Origin of the sequence: Lysinibacillus sp. YS11, from assembly GCF_002896375.1 — a bacterium.
GTDB lineage: Bacteria > Bacillota > Bacilli > Bacillales_A > Planococcaceae > Lysinibacillus > Lysinibacillus capsici.
The window spans coordinates 2,491,169-2,510,085 of record NZ_CP026007.1; the positions used below are offsets into that span (position 1 = coordinate 2,491,169).

The following is an 18,917-nucleotide window of genomic DNA, read 5'->3' on the forward strand; positions in this document are numbered from 1 at the left end:
ACCCTTTATTGATTAGTAAAGTATTCAACTTACGCCTTTTCTTAATTCGCTCAGTTTTTCTACAACAAAATCATTCAAATCTTTTAGTAATTTATTTGAATCATTTATGTAATACTTATTTTGCCATCGGAACGTTTCTTCTAGTTCATTTAAATTACCTATTGAATCTAAACTATTAATTATTATTTCGATATTCTGATTAACTGTATGTTCGTAACCATTAATTTGGTCTGATAAAATTCCGATGTAAATATTTTTTATAATTAAAGTATTTAAACAAACTGTTAATTCGTTTCGCAGTTTTTCGAGTTTCAGATTGTTTTCGACCAAATCCCTTTTAGCCATATCATAAATTCCGTCATCTTTACGTTTTAAAGAAAATCTATCCTCATATGTGTTAATTAAGATTTGGTGTGTTTTAGTAATTCTGAAATTATCCATTATTTTTTTGTAGATTTGAGTAGATTTTATAATTTCATGGTTCAACTCCTCTGCTTTGGTAAGGATTAATGCAATGTAATCTCTATCCCTTGCCTGCTTATCTTGTTTTTTTAACGAATCCTCCACTGATTTTTTGTTTGCTTCGATAATGAAATAAGTAGTTACAATTACGCCTACCATTCCTATTATCCCACCCACTATACTACCTATAAGTCCATTATCAACTTTTAATCCATCGATCAATATTGTATCAATTACGAATGATGTCCCTAAAATTAGGACAACAAAAAATATGATTCCAATAAAAATGTTTTTAATTTTATCTGACATTATTTAACCTCCCACTAAATCATAATCTGAGAGATAATAAATTGGAACAATTTTCTACAAATTCCACTTTCAAAACATCACCAAACCCTGCCATCTCAACTCATAGCGTTTTGGCTGTTTGATGTTTTCAAAGCAAAAGAAAAAGTCACACCTGTTTTAAAGTGTACCCTTTGTAGAGGGTACACTTTAATTTTAGACGTGACCTTTAATATTGTTTTACATTAGATTTGTTTTATGGAATTTTCTTCTAATTACTTTTTCAATGGATTCATATTTGGTAATTCCATTTTTTATTAGTGTTAATTTCGGAAGTGTAAAGTAAATTATTATTGCAGAAGTAATTCCAATAAGAGCACCTACCATTACATCTAATGGATAATGAACTCCTACCCAAATACGTGAAATTCCGACTAATATAGCAAGCAAAATCCATAGAATCCATTTTCCTTTTTTAAATAACCAAAAGGACATACAGAATGAAAAAAATAATATGGTATGATCGCTTGGAAATGAATTATTTATTGCTTTTTCTATCAACTGATTTGTATTCGAAAGGACAGCAAATGGTTGGCGATTAAAATGTAATAACCCTGCAAATTTCCCTATAATTTCAGCCAAAACGAAAGCTATGCTTGCGCACATGAGCATTATTTTATTTTCTCTATCTTTGGTAAACCAGAACAGAATAACAAAAATAGCTAAGAAAATAACTGTGTATTCAGCAATAATAATCATTGGTAAATTGAAGAATTGAAATTCTTTTCCTAGACTATTAAGCATTCTAAATAAATCATTATTTATTTCTAATATATTCAAGACATTCTCTCCTTTATAGCTTAATAAAGCTATGTTAAGAAAAAATGTATCTTTAAACCATCGTAAAAGGTGACAATTAATTGCTTAAGCTAACATTATTGTCACTTTGATTTGAAAGCCTTTATGATTAGTTGTATCAATTGCTCGTTTCTGACATACACGTACAAGTGAACGTGTTTATTTTACATATTCATAATGTATATTGACTCAATCTGAATAGTGAAATATTTACCAGTTTATGTTATCCTAGCCTCGGGGGTTGTCATGTGTTGAAAATACATTCTACAAAGAGATATATCATATTTATTTTTGGCATTACTTTGACGATAACTGGATTCAAGATTATCTGGTTTCTTTGAATATGATTCAGTTATTCCAAATCAATCTGTTGACACTACTATACATATCTATGGGCGTTTCTGTAATGCTCATTTCTTACTTTGTTAAACCCAAAAAAGAAAAAAGTTAAACGTTTACCATTCCATATCTTTCAAGCATGTTCCTCATATTGTGTAGTTAGAAACTGTAAACAACCATCCTTGAAATATCTCTTTAATTCTCTTTTCCTAACAACCATTTCTTTATTGTTATTTACTAATCTTACATACTATTCTTTGTTAGCATGAAAGTATAACTTTCGTCTGTTTCTCCTTTAAAACCTATGATATAGGTTCTGTGATACTCTAATTTGTTAGGTAGCCAACCCAGTTTATGACGTAACATAAATGGTTTAATAAAACAAACTAATTATTATCTGATAGCCTAAATTTCATACTACTCGCCAAATAAATCTTCATTATTAACAATTGTTAATATGTTGGTTTGATTTTATCTTAATTTCCTATTTATTACTTGTATTTCAAATATTTAGATAATATAATAGAATTTGTAATAAAATAACTTCAAAGGAGATAATGAAATGAAAAAGTTTAGAAATCTTTGGGTTGCTCTTTCAATGTGCGCTTTACTATTAGTTTCATTTATCGCTGTTCCAGAAACTACCGAGGCAACTTCTGCACCTGACACAATATTTGTAAAAAATGTACTTTTACCATGTAAAAGTGTTAGTTATTGTGCAGTTGAACCTCAATATTACGAAAGACCAATGAATGGTTACTTGTACCGTGGTTATCTAGCTGTGCAAGAGGTAATTTACGGTAATTCTGCAGTTTATCAAGGCAATTTGTATCGTGACCCTTTACCTTACCCAACACCATATTAGGATTATCAATTTTTAAATATGTTCAATAACCTTTTAATCTACCTAAGAGAAAGCTAGGCTTTCTCTTTTTTCTGACTAAAAATTTAATAAATATACTTTACTCTTTTGTTTATTAACTATCCTAATGCCGCTCTAGTATCTGCTCCTACGTTTTGTCGACCCACCACTTGCTTAAAAGTTTGATGTTTTTCAACACGCCAGCCTTTATTAATTTCATGAAAGATTGGAATCAATATAAAATAAGGCATCTTTCGAATCGTACTTAGTTGTGATTTCTTTGTATTCTTGGTGTTTGATTATTATAACTTGCTTGCGTTTTGCATAATCTCTAATGGCCTTACATGCATTTATAAATTCTTTGCTGGATTTTGACACGAGCTGGTACTGTGCTGCCAACCTGTATTAGGTACTTCTTCAACTTTACCTTTAGATATTGCTGCTCTGTTTAAGTAAAACAATTAACGGCCCTCCAGAATGGATTTGTTGGCAAAGGTTTTTTCGCCATTTATCGTACAGTTCTCTGCTGTATGATAGTTGTTGACATGTCTCAATCAAACGCTCTGTATTCTCGATACTCTGAATAATAAAATTCACTACTAATCCATCAATATCGTTTTATAGCTCTTGATTCATTCTTGGTTTCCGAGAGATAACATTATCTGCCCCCCCGAATGGCTCAACATACACTTTGTGGCTTGGCATTTTACTAATGATCAATTCAGTTTGTTCCTTTTGCTCAAACCAAATTAGTTGAGTTCTTTACAATATAAACACCTCCTGGTACTAAACATTTACTATCAAATAGCTAGCTCCAATTGACCTGTAGGTTAGCCCCTCCCCATCCCTTGAAAAATAAAGGAATTATAAAAAAGGAACTACAAGCACAACTTTGTCCTGGTTTCTATCCTGATATTTTTATTTTTTTGATGTGCATAATATCAAGGATTTGTAATAATGAGGGTTTCTATACCTGTCTAATGCAGTGTATCTAACTGGAGCATAATGTAGGATACGAACTAGGATACATTTATTTTTGATTAAAATTCGCACAAGAAGAAAATAATAAAAACTTCACCTTGACAGATATAAGTAGAAATCACAACGGTAAGAGCTTTTGTGCTACAACTTCTACTTTTAGAACTATAATTAACTTTTTCGTAATTAAACAAAAAGAACCATAATGCGGTTATTATAATGTACATTAAATTTACTTAATTAAAGCTCTAACAGTCGAAGGGATAGTTGCAAACTACGTTTTAAAAAGACCATTAACGATATAACCAGTACTCATATTATTTTATAAGTGACCTGACTTTACTGAGAAAGTGAATTAATATCTTTATTACGAATATGAACAACTCCTGTATTACTAACTTTTATATTCACTTCTGTAAGGCCTCTTTTTAAAATATGTTCTATTGCATATCTAATCTCCCATTCTTTAACCTGACCAAGATCATTTGAAATACTAGCATGGCTGGATTTCTTATTTTCACTATGAATAATGACTGTCCCTTCACATTCATATACCTTTACAACACCACCCATAAAACCAGAAGCAATAGTTACAACATCGACTCTTTCTTTTGTTATATCTCGAAATGCTTTAGTTGGAAAATTATATATTTTCGCCATTTTGACCTCTCCTTCTACGGAACGTTTGTTTGTATTTATATTAGAACAAACATTCGCTCTTTAGCAAGGAGAAATTTATAAAAATAAAAAAACTTTGTTATATGATAGTGATTAAATTCCTTCTTCTAATTACTATAAGAACTAAGATTTAAAATATTAAAAACAAAAAAATCCAGGCTCATAATTAATTGAGTACCTGGGCTTTTTTGTCGTCGGAGTATTGCTTTTTTAGATTAACACTTCTACCTGTACAACTTCTGAACAAAATATCATTCAATCTAGGATACTTATATACAAAATTTTTTGAAAGAAGAGGTACACAAGAGTAAGAAGCTTGAAAAACAAGTATTAATTAAGGATGTTACCTCTATTGGAAATATTATTTATTTATGCTATATTTTTATAATGAATATAGGTATATTTACGCAAGAATTATTGACTACTAATATATAAATGGATTAAATACTTATACTCTATTGAAAAATTTTTATTCAGGAAGCAAACTTCACTTGGCCAGGGAAGATAATCTATTTGACTACAGTGTACAAAATAGTTGCTGTGCATTAATTCAAACACAAAGGGAGAGGGTACAAATGAATCTTAAAGAAACAATAGAAGTATTAAACAATGTAATATCCGAGAATAGTGAACTGATTAAAAACGAAGAATCTACAAAACAATTTCTTGTTTTACCATTACTTAAAGGGTTAGGTTACGATACCTATAGCCCCCAAGAAGTTACTCCAGAATTCACAGCTGATTTTCATAAAAAAAATGAAAAAGTAGATTATGCTATTTCTATCAATGGGCAACCTCGAATTTTTATTGAGGCAAAATCGATCAATACGAAAATCAATAAAAGTGCCCCACAATTAAGTAGATATTTCAGTACATTTCCAAGTGTTAAATTAGGGATTTTAACAAACGGAATTGAGTATCACTTTTTTACTGATTTAAATAACTCAAATATAATGGATTCTAAGCCCTTTTTTATCTTCAATATTATAAATCATAATGAAGAAGATTTTGAAAATCTGATTAAGTTTTCTAAAAATCTGTATGATGAAGAAACCGTAAAAACACTTGCCGAATCGCTAATATATTTTCAATCATTTAAATCTGTAATTAAAGAAATTTTTGAATCCCCAAATGATGATTTTATCAAATTTGTTATTAAAGAACGGTTTAAATTTAAGGTAACTCAGCAGTTTATAAACACCTCTCGCCCTTTAATAGTGAAGAGTATTCAAGAGGCAATATCTGAAGTAATTAGTGAAAAATTTAATATAGATACTTCACGATCTTCTCAAGAGATTGCCAGTACTAGTATAGAAGGTATTACAAAAGAAGAGAAAAAGGTTTACTACACTCAGGATGAAATTGATTCACTAGGGAAATTTGAAGAGTTTGAGGGAGTAACAATTGTATTACCCAATCCAGATTCTTACATAAAATTATTGAAGTTAACATCAGAAGAATACTCAGTTGAAAAAGGTAACCCATTAAGTGATTTCTTTATTTCTTCCGTTGTAACCCAGGGTTCTATGATTGTTGGGTATTTAGTAGGTCAGTATGTTAATCAAATGGAAGATATAAAACTATATACCGTTAAATCTAACGAAATAGCAAGGTTTTTGGATGAAAACCCTATTCTCAAAGAGACAGGTTTTATTAACGCCCGATTAGGTTCTCGATTAAATAAAAAGAATAATGAAACAACATACTTCTTAAAAAGTTGTCTAAATAACCTTTCGTTTAGAGATATACCTAACCTTATTTCTAGAATAGAAGACACAGAGAAGTTTTTTTAAAGCGCCATATTAGTAATACTACTCATTTATTAATCAGAAGTTACACTAAAAAATAGAATAAGTTATATAGATGGTTGTTTAATAACAAAAAGTAAAAAACATCTGATTTATAATTTTACAAGAACTTCAACGTTTCCACCTGGACAAATTTATCATGTTGAATGGGATGGAGATTTTAAATACGCAGGATACCTAACAAGATTTGATTATGCATACGATCCTGATGCAGGTATTTACTTTGCAACATATAAAGGAAATATTAAAATTCAATAAAATCGTATAAACACCTAATCCCCTAGAGTTTTAATAAAGCATAAATAAGCATTTCTGGTCACTTTTAATAGAAGTGACCTTTTTCTTTCGATTAATCCTCGGTTAACTTAATTAATTGTCTATCTTCTCCTCGCTAGTACGCTTTTAATGTCATGTAAAACTTGATTAATTTATCATCAATCTTGAATTGTTTGTCGTTTATCACTTTGTACAATGCATATTCAGCTGCTATTGACTCCCCACTTTCTTTCCAGTAGTCCAAAGAGATTTTCGCATTTTTTTAAGTAGTTTCTTTACAAATCATTAGTAAATTGCCATCTAAATCTTTGAACACAAAATAAAAATTATCCTGAATCTCTGTAACCAGTTCAACATTATTCTCTTTCATAAATTGATAAGAAGCTTCAATATCATCGGTCAAAAGCTGAATTGATGGAACTTGGTAAGTGGTAATATCACCATCTTCTTTTCTCCACTTTGGCATGGAATCTAAAATTAATCCAGCGGTACCTTTCATGGGTACCACGAATAAATGTCCAAAATATTCTTCTCCCCCTTCCAAACCAAGTATTTTTCTGTACCATTCTTTTGCTTTCTCTAGGTTACGAACTGGAACAAATACACCGCCGATTCTGTTTTTTATTGGTGATTTATAGTCATGGCTAGTCACAAATACATCCTCCTTACTAATTTATTTCTACTTCTATTTCAACGTGATATTCTACTATTCCTTCTTGCACACCTACCCGATAAAAAAACAACACTTTTAGAAATAACTAAATAGAAGCAGCTTAAAATATTGTTTCTCACCTTCAGACGTTCGTTTCAAACGTTCAATTAGAACGTCAAACAGCTTTAATTATTGGTACATTCTTTTTCTTTATTTTCTAAACACATCGTTAAAACCAGCAATTTTCTTCTTTATTTTTCTCTAAAAGGTGCTTTATTTTATTATCTATATTTAATAAAACCTGTTTAATTTGTTTAAGCTGATGTTCTCTTTGTAACATCTGCTCATACTTTTCTTGGAATATAACTTTTATTTCAAGCAGATTTTGTATTTCTTCTTTTGTCAGTTTTTTATTTTGATCAATATTTCCCGACCAATCAAAAAGCATTTTGATTTCTTGAAGAGAAAATCCCGTTTGTTTAAGTTTAAGAATTGCTTCCACTGTATCAATGTCTTTCTTGTTATAATAGCGGTGCTTATTTTTAATTTCCGGTTGCAATAAATTCATTTTTTCATAATAACGAATAGTATCTTTACTAAGACCAGTACATATTGCAAATTCACCAATTTTCATTAAAATCTCCTTCTATAATATAAATTTATAAACCATTAGGGTAATTATACAATGGAAAATGAAACGAATGATATGATGGCTGAAAGTAATTCGTCCATTTGTTAACCTCCCTTCTATAACTGCTAGTATATGTAACAAGATAAACGCAATTATCAGTAATATAAATAACCAACCTTTGCTTGGTATACATAATATTAAGAGAATACTAATTGATATGATAACAAATATGAATGTTCGTACTTCAAATCCAACTTCTTTCCATTTTTTTATCCCTGCCACTCCTATTAAAACCGCATATAACACAATTAGTATAGTTGTCAAAATTACCATCCCATCACTCCATTCTTTGATTTCATTCATCTTAAAAGATGGAGCCGACTCCATGTCAACAGATAAGAAATAGTTCCATTAAGCTCAAGTATCATAATCTTCCTCACGAAACGCCCTAGTCTAGCCCTTGACATTTCAAAGTAAAAGAAAAGCCTCCATTTAGGAACCTCTCTAAATGTTTTTTAATCGCTTAATTAGTACAACCGTGCTAAAATAAATACATGAGTAAAAAAAATAAAACAACTAATCAAAAAGAAATGTCATTTATTGAAAAAGCTCGTAGAACTCAAATTGTAGAATGTGCTATTGAAACCATTGCAGAGGTGGGTTACGCTCAAGCTTCTTTAGGTCAAATTGCAAAACGTGCACAAATCAGTAAGGGGGTTATCTCCTATCACTTTGCTAGTAAGGGGGAATTGTTAGAGCAAGTAATTTATGATTACTATATGGCGTGTCAAGCTTATACTGCTCCTCTAATCGAAAATCAAAAATCTCCTATAGATATGCTTAGCATTTATATTGAATCAAACCTTAGATTCATAGATGAAAATCGGCAACATGTTTTCGCTGTCATTGAAATTGTTTCTAATGAAAGAATTGCTGATGGCAAACTTCGATTTGCGGCGGATCATGATGATACTATTTTTCTACCCATTGAAAACATACTTACACTAGGAATGCATGCGGGTGTCTTCCGAGAATTCACCAAATTGGCTTCAAGAGTAATGGCGTTAACGATACGAAATTCCATTGACGGATTCACTATTGAATTAATGAGAAATCCCCAGTTAAATGTTGAGGAATATACGAGAGAACTGATTACAATATTCGATAAATCAACTAAAAAGTAATATGTCAGAAAACTTGAGGAGGATAGCTATGCATTACTATGAGGTAATTTGTTCTAGTTGTAGAAATAAATTCAGAGTATACGAGGGGTCACTGAGATTTAGACAGTTAAAGGAAAGAACCGATAAGATTTTTCGTTGCGAAGATTGTTATAGCAAAATTCGTATGGATGCTATTAAAAATTTCTTTAGATAGCTCCTTCAGCAGATCTTGAGAATAATAAAAGGGATTACAAGTTAAATAAGTATAAAGCCCAGGCTCAAAATTAATGAGTATCTGGGCTTTGTGGAATCATTTTGTTCTATCTCTACTTACATCTATGCTATCGTCAGTCGTTTCTCAAAACAAATTCTATCATTTTCTTATGCCTATCCATGTTTGCATTAAGAATTTGCTGCTGACATTCTACTTTGAACACAAAACCTTTGCAAAAATAAAAAGCCATCAAGAATCAGGAACAACTACTACTGCCCAACTCGATTGCACTCAAAGCATTTAAAAAGAACACCTATGTTAGGTGCTCTTCCGATCATTTTTTCTTGTTTAAATCATCTGGATAAACTATCGTGTTAATTACATCTCCATTTGATTCATCTTTAAAAATTACTTTGACTTTATAATCCTTTTCATCCACACCATTAAATAATTGATAGTACATACCTGTTAAAGCTAGCCCCAATGAGGCCATGGTGTCAAGACTATTATCAAATTCTTCTTTGTTTACAGATAAAGTGAATTCTGAAAAAGACTTGTCATAGGTTACATCTTTAATTGATTTGAACTCTTCACTTGCTTTAAGCTCTTCTACACTTGCTAGAATGCCTTCTTTTAAACCTTTCATCATTTCTTTATGTTCTGTTTCAGACATTTTATAAGTTAAAGAACCATCATCATTCTTACTGACTTCCTTCATCCCACTGCTTTTTGCCTTTGAAATAACAGAATCAATGTCCTGACCCTCAAAAAATAGAGCTGGAATAGTTACTTCTACATCTCCACCATCTTTGCTACCTTTTTCCTGACCCTCACTACAACCAGAGATCAAAACACCTAGTAATATAAATAATGGTAGTATCCATTTTCTTGCCATTAAATCTCCTCCTCATACACCAATATACAGAATATGAAGAGATTACACTATACTTTATTAACATAAAGCTCTATTTCTTAACCGCTTCTATACATGAAAAATCATTTCTTTTTTGAGAAACTGATTTTTTATCGTTATCTTAATGTGTTTGGTGAAGTTCCACATCATATAAATAAAATCTATTTCTTACTTAGTGTTCAGTGCTTAATTTTATAAAATTCAACACGTACTTTGATATAATCAAACATGCGTTGTTTTACATTTCTTTTTCTTTACATTTTCTTCAACAAAGGTTGTGATGAATTTTTATGTTTGCAGTACTTTTGGCTATAAGTATTGGAGCTATTCTTGCTGTGCAAACAGCCATTAATGCTCAATTAAGAAAGTTTGTGATTTCTCCTTTTTTAGCTTCAATGATTTCCTTCGCTGTTGGTGTCATCTTCTTAACTATTACATTAGTAAGTAGTGGTTCATCACTGGGGATTCCATTAGATTTATTGTTGAACCAACCTATCTATATTTGGTTGGGGGGAATTGGTGGCGCTATTGCGATAACTACTAACATTCTCTTGTTTCCTAAATTGGGAAGTGTGCAAACAACTATCCTACCGATCTTTGGCATGACTCTCATGAGTATGTTAATCGATCATAATGGCTGGTTTAATGCAACACAATATTCCTTTGGATGGAATCGAATCTTTGGCATATTACTAGTCTTACTAGGCGTCCTTTTAGCTACAGCTATACGAAGCAAGAAAAATGAACAGTATTCTCCCCAAACAAATAAGGAGAGTGTGCGGAATCTATGGATTTGGCGCATAGTAGGGATTCTAGCAGGAATGTTACTAGCTATCCAAATCGCTGTTAATGGACAATTAGGAAAAGTTCTTCACTCTTCTTCTCATGCTGCCCTTGTTTCATTCTTTGTTGGTACTATTACCTTGATTATAATTGTTGGGTTAAAAGATCGATCTTACACAAGTATTAAAGAGCCTTTTAAACAAGCTGCTCCCTGGTGGATATGGATTGGCGGGATCTTAGGAGGATCTTATGTTCTCATCAATGTATTTCTTGTCAATCAAATTGGAAATGGCCAAACTGTAGTTCTTGCTTTATTCGGTCAAATCACTGGTAGCTTGCTGGTACAGCAATTCGGATTGTTTAACTCGCTAAAGAATCGAATTCAACCATTACAAATAATTGGTTTAATGGTGATGATAGCCGGTGTATTTTTAATCAGGATATTTTAAATAATTTTCTTTGCTAATCTTGATCGATGAAACTCTTTTTCAAGAATGGATGCGACATTTCCCCAAAACATAAAACCAGAGTTCATCTACAAAATGTAGCATAAACTCTGGTGACAATGGTGGTCTAACTTTATTTTATGAATTGCCTCATGATTATTTCTTCGCCGATACGTCCTATTAGCCTTTCATTCGTATCTTCAAACCCTACTTTTACATATAGTTTCTGTGCTGGAATATTAGCTTTGTCTACAACTAAAACAATTTCATCACAATTAGGAAATTCTGCTTTAACAAACTCAGCTAGTAATGTCATTCCTTGTTTTGCATAGCCCTTCCCTTGTTCTGTATGATTAATTGATAATGCAGATAATAGCATCGCATTTCTATTCGTAGAATATTTCTTAACTCGTTCATTTGCATTTAGGAGAAAGAAACCAACAGGTGTATTTTCACTTAGAATTACAATGCGATGCTGTCCTTCATTAATTTCCTCAAAATTGCTCGGCAGTGCAGAAAATTGTTTTTGCTCTTCAGTAAGTACAAAAGCGTTCAGTCCTTGCATATATTCACTTAAAAAATGTTTTAATTCAACCTATTCAACCTTCTTCAGTTTTTCCATTACATAATTCTCCATTCACTTTTTCTATACTTTACCACTTTATTAGGTTGTGGTCATTCATTTATTTGAAATTTCGAAAAACAAGACGTTCGTTAGATAAATAAATCACGAAAAAAATGCCCAGGCTCAACATTAATTTGAGTACCTAGGCTTTGTTGTTACTTAGTATATTCATACTAGTTACGTTTGTGGATTTGCCGCTAACACTCTACTGGCTTCATGTTGTACTTAGCAATGTATGTAATCTTTACTTGATTTCGTTCACTAACACTGCAGTATTTGGAGCAACAATCGCTTCAATGCCCGAAGCTTTGTAGCTAACTCGAATTGAGTCGTTGCTTTTATATAAATGGAAAGTATCCGAACTAAAAACAAATTCCCCGTTCTCATCTAAAACCGGTGAATAGGTGATGTCATAATGGAACTTTATGTCCTTTGCATCGGCTGGCATATCTGGTTCAGGTTGATAATCCTCAGGAACTTCCGTTGTAACGTATCTAAAAAATAGTTGTATGTCGTTATCATCTATTTTTTCCCAAAGGTCATATGTATTTCCTTGTGTCTTCATACCATCAAAATAAGTTGTTTCCTTTTCTTTATCAGTAAGGGGCAGATAAGGAACGGCTGCTTTTGCTAATTCCGTTATTTTAATTCTTTTCGTTTCTTTCCCTACGGCATTATAAACCAATAGTGTTATGTCTATACTTCCAAGCAAATCATCTCTTTTTCCAACGAGAAGATGATTTTGAAAGGTTAAAAACACCTCATCAGTTTGCAAATTTACATTATATTGATTTACAACTTTATTCATCTCTTTATTCATTAAATGTTCTTCAAGGATATATTTTAAATTTCCAAATCCCAATAAAGGAATTATTGCTGCGATAATCATACTTAAAAACAACAAACCAAATTTTTTGGATAAACTAATCTTATTTTTAATAAAGATAATTGGAATACCCACCGCAAAAGTAAAACCTAATAAGCCAACATATGCAAAAAATTGCATCAACCCTAATTCATCTATTTCGTACATATTAATATATACACACACACCAAGTAGAGCGATAGCGATTATTCGTATCAATTGATTTTTCATAAAATACTTCCTTCCTTTTACAAACCTCTAAAAGCTATGGTCGCACTAAGAAAAGTTCGGATAATTTCTCTACAATAGTTTGTCTATTCTCAATTATCAGCTCTGTTTTTCCTTTCTTTATTACGTAAGTACTGCCATTTTTGCTCCTATATTTTATTTTGACTACTTTTTTAATTGTCCCTAAGTTTAGACCTATGTACCATTTTTTAAAGTTTATAATGACTAACTAGCGTTCTATTCCAATTCCATCGAATACTTTACCTATCAAATCTTAACAATGTCTCACCTTATTTTATATATGTAATTTTTTCCTTTTTCTACTTCTCTTCTTCATAAATGGAAGGAGCATTACTTTTAGAAATGTGCAACTAAGTAATATCATTATTGTTGGAGGAGACTGGAATAGTTCATAAGACATTTTTCTTACTTTATCGTATATTGTTTATTTTGTAATCGTACTTTTCTTAACTTATTGTATCCAATGGGTGACTGTGCTTTTTATGGGAGGTATTTGATTTACAGCTGCAGAAAGTTATCCAGGGGATTTGAGTAGTATTTCTTTAGTTATATGGAGCTTCTTATTTTCTTGCATTCATTTTGTTATTTTAACAATGTATGTATTTATTTCTTCATCATTTAGTGTTGTCTCTCTTTAAAATTAGGTTTCAAAGCAAGATAGCATTTTTGTTTAATACTTTTGTGACTGTTTAATTTTCTATTACTTAAAATCATTTTTATAGAACGTATCAGCAAGATAACTCGTTACATATGAATAATACTACTCTTTAGGATCAATATCACAAGTGTGCCTCTACAATCTCTAGACACCAAGTATTTAAATCTCAATGGATTACTTTCTTTTGGATATTGTTACAGGGAGAGTGGCAACCATTAATATTAACCCTAGATAGAGAGGATATTTTAAACATTCATTCGTTGAATACCCCAATAAATAAGGCATACCTATTAAGGCCATTACTACTCCAATTACAAACAAACCCATTTCAATTTTTCTAATCATATTTTTCTCCCATCCCTTAACATTTCTTATTCATTTCTCCCTACAACCAGAGAGGCTTTATCTAAGAAGCTTCTTTAAAATAAAAGACACCCCTCAGAAATAAGGAATGTCTAACTTTTTATCTATACACATCTAACAGATTTAACAAATATCTTTCTAATTCATTAATCGCAAACAAAACTTCCTTATGAAGTCTATCCTCGACAACGCTATCATCATTAAAGACCTCTAAGTATTTATTCACTTCTACAAAGAATTTTTCATACTCCTGTAAAAACTTATCAATCGTTTGATCACCAGGTGTTACAGATAAATAAATTGTTTTAAATAAATTAAAATCACTATACGCATTACTTAAAAAATAGATTGCCAGTATTCTATCGCTATTAATATACAATTTCACAAAAGATAGATTTTGTTTTAATTTTTTCAACGCATTGATAAGATTGTTCGTTTGCTTCAACATATTTGCCGTATTACTATACATCTGATAATCACCTCCATCTTTATAATAAGCAGAAAACCAACAAATTGGAATAATTTTCTGCAAATTACTAGCTGAAAACTTCCTTTATAATACAATTAAGTAGAAATATTAATTAATAATACTAAATGTATTACAGAAAGGACCCCCATTGGATAAATAATGGATCTTGAAAAGCTATTTTTAAATTCATTTCGAGGATGCCTTTCAAAAAATAAATGCAGGATTGCATGAATGATAAAGAATAGATCAAGGACCCAAAAAATGATGGTTTGATACTGACTGAAAAGTAAGGAAAGGATTAATACGTATAGAAACAGGTGAATAAAAGTGAATACTTTATAAGCCTTTGAATCTTCCATATCTTTAAGTATTATAAACAATCGCCACTCAGAGCGTCTTATTGCATCCATTTCGTGCAAAAGAAATAAAGAAAAGTTAAATAAAAAAAGAACGAGTAATAAATCAGGCATATAAAACCTCCTACAGACTATATACCAAATATTACTATAAAACCACTTTCGAAATACTAAGTAAACATGCCTAAATATGTCGATTTGTAGGCATATGGAGGCTTTCATTTTTTCCCTTATATTAAGCAATATAACCTTTTTACTTCATTCATTTTTGCATAAAGACATTTAAATCCATCTTACATTTAGTTCCAAATGATATTTTATCAAGTGGGCACCATTCTAAAATTGACCACTTTCCTTGCTAGAAGTAAACAAAAGCACACAATCAGAAGGCTTTTCGTTGATAAATAATATGTGTAATCCCCCAAGAAATAATATAGATTAGCATAATAAAAAACGTCGCCCCTGTATATAAAACCGTAACGGATGTATTATCAACAAAATCAATAATTGTTGTTAAGTGTTCATTCATATACAACGCAATCGGTCTTGAAATCCAAGTTAAGAGGATAAAGCTAATAAGTATAACCGTTGTAATATAACCCTGTTTAAAAATCTGAAATAATGGGAAGGTAAGCGCAGCAAATAGTAAGAATAAGCCACTACCAATGGCAATGTCAGATACCGTAAAATGTTTATTGAAAGCTAGCAGCGCTAGACTTGTAACACCTATGGATAAAATCATATAGACAATCGCTCCAAGATAGCGGGATGCGATAATTTCTGTACGTGTGTATGGCAAGGAGTTTAATAATATGTTCGTCTCAACTTTTTCATCGTATGCATACGTGTTAAAGGGAATAAAAATACTGGCGACCAGAAAAATTAAAACGGGTGGTGCCCCCAACAAAATAAAAACTAAGATAAAAGGAATAAAAAGCAATAGCTGCCTTTTCTGTAGTATGACATCGCGTTTAATTAAGTTAAGCATGATGGAGGCCTCCTTTAAAGTAATACATGATATCTTCCAGAGAGGCACGTTCAATAATAACTGTGTCTCCGAAAATATTTTTCGCTGCTTTAATATTATCCGTTAATGCTTCAAATCCTGTGGATGCACGATGAACATGGACAAATGCTTTTTCAGTGTCTCTATCAAGTAGATTCAACTCACCTTTAACGAGCGCATAGTTTTCAGCTACATCGTGTATAGATTGATTAAATACTAATTCCCCTTTCTGTATAAAAGCTATGTAATCTGCGATACGATCTAAATCAGTTGTAATGTGCGTAGAAAAGAAAATAGTGCGATTGCCATCAACCATTAATTCCTGTAATAGATCTAACAGCTCCCGTCTAAAAATGGGATCTAATCCTGCTGTCGGCTCATCCATAATGATTAGCTCTGCATGATGTGAGAGGGCTATTGCTAATGAAGCCTTCATTTGCATCCCTTTAGAAAATGTTTTTATTGCTTTGTTAAGTGGTAATTCGAATTGTTCTACGTATTGATAAAATATTGTATCGTCCCAGCGTTTGTAAGCAGGTGCAACTATACGTTTTATATCTTTTAAGTTCAACCCTTCAAAAAATATATTGCCATCGTATACAAACCCAATGCGCTGTTTAATCTCCTTCTCATGCGTCTTGTAGTCTAATCCGAAAAGCTTTACTTCTCCAGCATCTGGCCTTAATAGATTCATCATCGTTTTTATCGTTGTAGACTTACCAGCTCCATTTGCTCCAATGAAACCCGTTACAAAGCCTCGCTTTACCTGTAAATTTATATGATTTACGGAAAAGCCCTTGAACCTCTTTGTGACATTCTTTAATTCAACTACATTTTCCATCCCTTTCACTCCTCGTATAAAATCTTCAATAATTCCTTTAGCTCATCAAGTGACAGGCCTATTTCTCTGCTATTCGCAATGACCGCACTTAGCTGTTCCTCAATAACCTTCAGCTTCTTTTCCCGTATAACCTCCAAATTTTGCTCCGCTACAAAAGATCCTTTACCAACAATGGAATAGATAAAGCCCGCCTTCTCCAATTCTTCATAAGCCCGTTTTGTCGTTATTACACTAATTTGTAAATCCTTTGCGAGGTTACGCATGGAAGGTATAGCTGTGCCCTCCTGTAGTTCACCTGCTAAAATAAGTGATTTAATTTGATTCGTAATTTGTTCATAAATTGGCTCCTTTGAACTGTTCGAAATAATTATTTGCATGCCAATCCCTCTTCTTTATTTTTTTGAGAATATCGTTGAAATAATATTCCCTAGTGCTGCAATCAGTATAGCAATAACATGGATTGTGATGAACATATTAAAAAAAGGAAAGGAATAAGGCGTTATCCATTCGGTGAAAAGCCTCGAATCTAAAATCCATCTTCCCATTCTGGCAACTAAATTATTACTATCGTTCATGTTCGGCTCAAGAGCAGTGCCATCGACCGCGATAAAGATCAATTGAACAATTAAAAATATACCAATAGTGATGATCCATCGTTTTAACAGATTACTTTCATCCGCTTTTTCAGTGCCTATCACTTAAACAATTCCCCCCACAAATTCATTATATTGTATATATACTATATAAACATTATATACACAAATAAAAAATTTGTTCAACCACTTTTTTTAAAAAGGAAATTTTATACCATGAAATGATCTATGACATTCAATACAAAGAAGGAGCCTGTTTTGATAGCTATTATCAAAACAGGCTCCTATTAACAACTTGGCCACTCATTGTGTCTTGTCATTCAAATATGTTCATTCTGCAGTTGCAATCTGATAATTTATGATATAATGAATCATCTGACTAAATTGGCAAGACAATGGCTGTAGCGTGTGACGACGCTGCGGCTTTTTCTTTGTTTTTTCCTTACGTGATTAATTTAAATATTTGCCCTGCTTGGGTAGTGCGATTTGTTCAAAATCATCGACAAGTTTTTTTAGGTTGCTTGTCAGCTCTTCGCCCTTCATTGGTAATCCGTGCCCTGTGATGGCAACTGAAGGTTTTAGTATTGCTAATTTTTCGATAGATGCTCGAGCAGCCAGCCAATCTGTTGTAAAATATTGAGGGGGACCACTGATTTCTTTTGTCTGCGTAATCACCTTATAAAGAGATTCTTGTTTGACCGTAACAAATGCATCTCCAGCAATAAGCACCTTATCCTTCTCACGGAATAAAGATATATGCCCTGGTGAATGGCCAGGCGTATGAATCCATCTGAAACCTGCCATAAATGGAACACTACCATCAGAAGGTAAAACTTTGAGGTTACCACCTAAATTTATAGCTTCATTTGGAAAAATAGGTGACATTTTAGCAACCAAGCCGTTATTTACCGTTGGATCAGGCTCGGGATAATTTTGTTTTCCAGATAAAAAGGGTATTTCCAATGTATGCGCATAGACAGGAACATCCCACCGCTCTATTAATTCTATGATTCCTCCGACATGATCAAAATGACCGTGAGTCAGTATGATTGCCTTCGGTCGAGACTTAGAACCATAACGTTCTTCAACAACTGAAATGATCTCATCCGCACTTTTGGGCATCCCCGCATCTATTAGCACAAAATCTTTCATCTGCGGTTCACCATAAAGTACAATATTTACAATTTGAATCGTGTATTGATATAAATCAGGTAATATGTCTATACCTACACCGCTTCCAACAGAAGTTGCTGGGATAAATTTATAATCGTCCCCGTAATTCAAATTCTTGTCCATTTTAAATCATCTTCTTTCAATTAAGTCATTGGAGGTTCAAGCATAAACTATATGGAAATGCCACAACCATTAATGATGGCATACTTACCTTCTTACTTCTTTTCTTTTTTATTGAAGGGCTGTTCTTTCTGTTGCTCTTGTTCCTCTTTTACTGCTTCTAATTCTTCAGGATTAAATTCCATTGCTATTTCTTCTTGCTCTACTTCATTCTTTTGCTTTTCTTTTGTCAAAACACTCACCTCCAATAT

Annotated in this window: 23 protein-coding genes; 5 read left to right on the forward strand and 18 right to left on the reverse strand. The window is 32.0% G+C overall.

Annotated elements, in window-relative coordinates; translation table 11 throughout:
• Positions 1–24: 24 nt before the first annotated feature.
• Together LBYS11_RS12350 and LBYS11_RS12355 are read right to left on the reverse strand one after the other, a co-directional pair.
• The gene (locus LBYS11_RS12350; RefSeq protein ID WP_103118232.1) at positions 25–771 is read right to left on the reverse strand and encodes a hypothetical protein; all 747 of its coding nucleotides are present in this window, start codon (positions 769–771) and stop codon (positions 25–27) included.
• Positions 772–987: 216 nt separating this feature from the next.
• A complete protein-coding gene (locus LBYS11_RS12355; RefSeq protein ID WP_103118233.1) occupies positions 988–1,587 on the reverse strand; it encodes an undecaprenyl-diphosphatase in 600 nt (199 codons plus the stop codon).
• 919 nt (positions 1,588–2,506) lie between these two features.
• Between LBYS11_RS12355 and LBYS11_RS12365 the strand changes: the two genes are divergently transcribed.
• Positions 2,507–2,809 carry a hypothetical protein gene (locus tag LBYS11_RS12365; RefSeq protein WP_103118234.1) on the forward strand — a complete coding sequence of 101 codons (303 nt, stop codon included), beginning with the start codon at positions 2,507–2,509 and terminating at the stop codon, positions 2,807–2,809.
• Between the two features lie 1,314 nt (positions 2,810–4,123).
• On the opposite strand, the gene LBYS11_RS12370 is transcribed toward LBYS11_RS12365, so the two are convergent.
• A complete protein-coding gene (locus LBYS11_RS12370) occupies positions 4,124–4,444 on the reverse strand; it encodes a DUF1827 family protein (RefSeq protein WP_103118235.1) in 321 nt (106 codons plus the stop codon).
• A gap of 476 nt (positions 4,445–4,920) precedes the next feature.
• On the opposite strand from LBYS11_RS12370, the gene LBYS11_RS12375 reads away from it, so the two are divergent.
• The gene (locus LBYS11_RS12375; RefSeq protein ID WP_233731980.1) at positions 4,921–6,255 is read left to right on the forward strand and encodes a type I restriction endonuclease; all 1,335 of its coding nucleotides are present in this window, start codon (positions 4,921–4,923) and stop codon (positions 6,253–6,255) included.
• Between the two features lie 553 nt (positions 6,256–6,808).
• Here the strand turns inward: LBYS11_RS12375 and LBYS11_RS12380 are convergent.
• The 3 genes from LBYS11_RS12380 to LBYS11_RS23675 all read right to left on the reverse strand — a co-directional run bounded on the left by LBYS11_RS12380 (position 6,809) and on the right by LBYS11_RS23675 (position 8,192).
• Positions 6,809–7,198 carry a VOC family protein gene (locus LBYS11_RS12380; RefSeq protein WP_066037316.1) on the reverse strand — a complete coding sequence of 130 codons (390 nt, stop codon included), beginning with the start codon at positions 7,196–7,198 and terminating at the stop codon, positions 6,809–6,811.
• 229 nt (positions 7,199–7,427) lie between these two features.
• Complete coding sequence (locus LBYS11_RS12385) at positions 7,428–7,832, reverse strand: helix-turn-helix domain-containing protein (protein WP_053075698.1); 405 nt, start codon at positions 7,830–7,832, stop codon at positions 7,428–7,430.
• 12 nt (positions 7,833–7,844) lie between these two features.
• Complete coding sequence (locus tag LBYS11_RS23675) at positions 7,845–8,192, reverse strand: hypothetical protein (protein WP_103118237.1); 348 nt, start codon at positions 8,190–8,192, stop codon at positions 7,845–7,847.
• A gap of 191 nt (positions 8,193–8,383) precedes the next feature.
• Between LBYS11_RS23675 and LBYS11_RS12395 the strand changes: the two genes are divergently transcribed.
• On the forward strand, positions 8,384–9,013 hold the full coding sequence (locus LBYS11_RS12395; protein ID WP_103118238.1) for a TetR/AcrR family transcriptional regulator: 630 nt from the start codon (positions 8,384–8,386) through the stop codon (positions 9,011–9,013).
• Positions 9,014–9,041: 28 nt separating this feature from the next.
• Positions 9,042–9,206 carry a DUF2197 domain-containing protein gene (locus LBYS11_RS23680; protein ID WP_103118239.1) on the forward strand — a complete coding sequence of 55 codons (165 nt, stop codon included), beginning with the start codon at positions 9,042–9,044 and terminating at the stop codon, positions 9,204–9,206.
• A 334-nt stretch (positions 9,207–9,540) separates the two neighbouring features.
• Here the strand turns inward: LBYS11_RS23680 and LBYS11_RS12405 are convergent, their stop codons facing one another.
• The gene (locus LBYS11_RS12405; RefSeq protein ID WP_103118240.1) at positions 9,541–10,101 is read right to left on the reverse strand and encodes a hypothetical protein; all 561 of its coding nucleotides are present in this window, start codon (positions 10,099–10,101) and stop codon (positions 9,541–9,543) included.
• 308 nt (positions 10,102–10,409) lie between these two features.
• Between LBYS11_RS12405 and LBYS11_RS12410 the strand changes: the two genes are divergently transcribed.
• Positions 10,410–11,351: a DMT family transporter gene (locus tag LBYS11_RS12410; RefSeq protein ID WP_048392645.1), complete on the forward strand. Its 942-nt coding sequence runs from the start codon at positions 10,410–10,412 to the stop codon at positions 11,349–11,351.
• A 130-nt stretch (positions 11,352–11,481) separates the two neighbouring features.
• On the opposite strand, the gene LBYS11_RS12415 is transcribed toward LBYS11_RS12410, so the two are convergent.
• From LBYS11_RS12415 to LBYS11_RS23095, 11 genes are all read right to left on the reverse strand, one after another.
• Positions 11,482–11,913 carry a GNAT family N-acetyltransferase gene (locus tag LBYS11_RS12415; protein WP_103118241.1) on the reverse strand — a complete coding sequence of 144 codons (432 nt, stop codon included), beginning with the start codon at positions 11,911–11,913 and terminating at the stop codon, positions 11,482–11,484.
• A 304-nt stretch (positions 11,914–12,217) separates the two neighbouring features.
• Positions 12,218–13,069 (reverse strand): hypothetical protein, encoded by an 852-nt coding sequence (locus LBYS11_RS12420; protein WP_103118242.1) that lies wholly within the window; start codon positions 13,067–13,069, stop codon positions 12,218–12,220.
• 850 nt (positions 13,070–13,919) lie between these two features.
• Entirely contained in the window at positions 13,920–14,090 is a 171-nt protein-coding gene (locus LBYS11_RS23270) for a hypothetical protein (RefSeq protein WP_197078717.1), read from the reverse strand.
• Positions 14,091–14,208: 118 nt separating this feature from the next.
• On the reverse strand, positions 14,209–14,640 hold the full coding sequence (locus tag LBYS11_RS12425; RefSeq protein WP_233731984.1) for a hypothetical protein: 432 nt from the start codon (positions 14,638–14,640) through the stop codon (positions 14,209–14,211).
• 32 nt (positions 14,641–14,672) lie between these two features.
• A complete protein-coding gene (locus LBYS11_RS12430; protein WP_103119086.1) occupies positions 14,673–15,047 on the reverse strand; it encodes a DUF6713 family protein in 375 nt (124 codons plus the stop codon).
• Between the two features lie 268 nt (positions 15,048–15,315).
• Positions 15,316–15,921, reverse strand: a complete 606-nt coding sequence (locus LBYS11_RS12435; protein WP_054550271.1) for an ABC-2 transporter permease — start codon at positions 15,919–15,921, stop codon at positions 15,316–15,318.
• Positions 15,914–16,780: an ABC transporter ATP-binding protein gene (locus LBYS11_RS12440; RefSeq protein WP_103118243.1), complete on the reverse strand. Its 867-nt coding sequence runs from the start codon at positions 16,778–16,780 to the stop codon at positions 15,914–15,916. The genes LBYS11_RS12435 and LBYS11_RS12440 overlap by 8 nt, the downstream gene beginning before the upstream one ends.
• A 5-nt stretch (positions 16,781–16,785) precedes the next feature.
• A complete protein-coding gene (locus tag LBYS11_RS12445) occupies positions 16,786–17,157 on the reverse strand; it encodes a GntR family transcriptional regulator (RefSeq protein ID WP_004225203.1) in 372 nt (123 codons plus the stop codon).
• Between the two features lie 15 nt (positions 17,158–17,172).
• Complete coding sequence (locus LBYS11_RS12450) at positions 17,173–17,478, reverse strand: YfzA family protein (RefSeq protein ID WP_048392629.1); 306 nt, start codon at positions 17,476–17,478, stop codon at positions 17,173–17,175.
• A 345-nt stretch (positions 17,479–17,823) separates the two neighbouring features.
• The gene (locus LBYS11_RS12455; RefSeq protein ID WP_048392627.1) at positions 17,824–18,669 is read right to left on the reverse strand and encodes an MBL fold metallo-hydrolase; all 846 of its coding nucleotides are present in this window, start codon (positions 18,667–18,669) and stop codon (positions 17,824–17,826) included.
• Positions 18,670–18,761: 92 nt separating this feature from the next.
• The gene (locus LBYS11_RS23095) at positions 18,762–18,899 is read right to left on the reverse strand and encodes a hypothetical protein (RefSeq protein ID WP_155483390.1); all 138 of its coding nucleotides are present in this window, start codon (positions 18,897–18,899) and stop codon (positions 18,762–18,764) included.
• Positions 18,900–18,917: the final 18 nt, after the last annotated feature.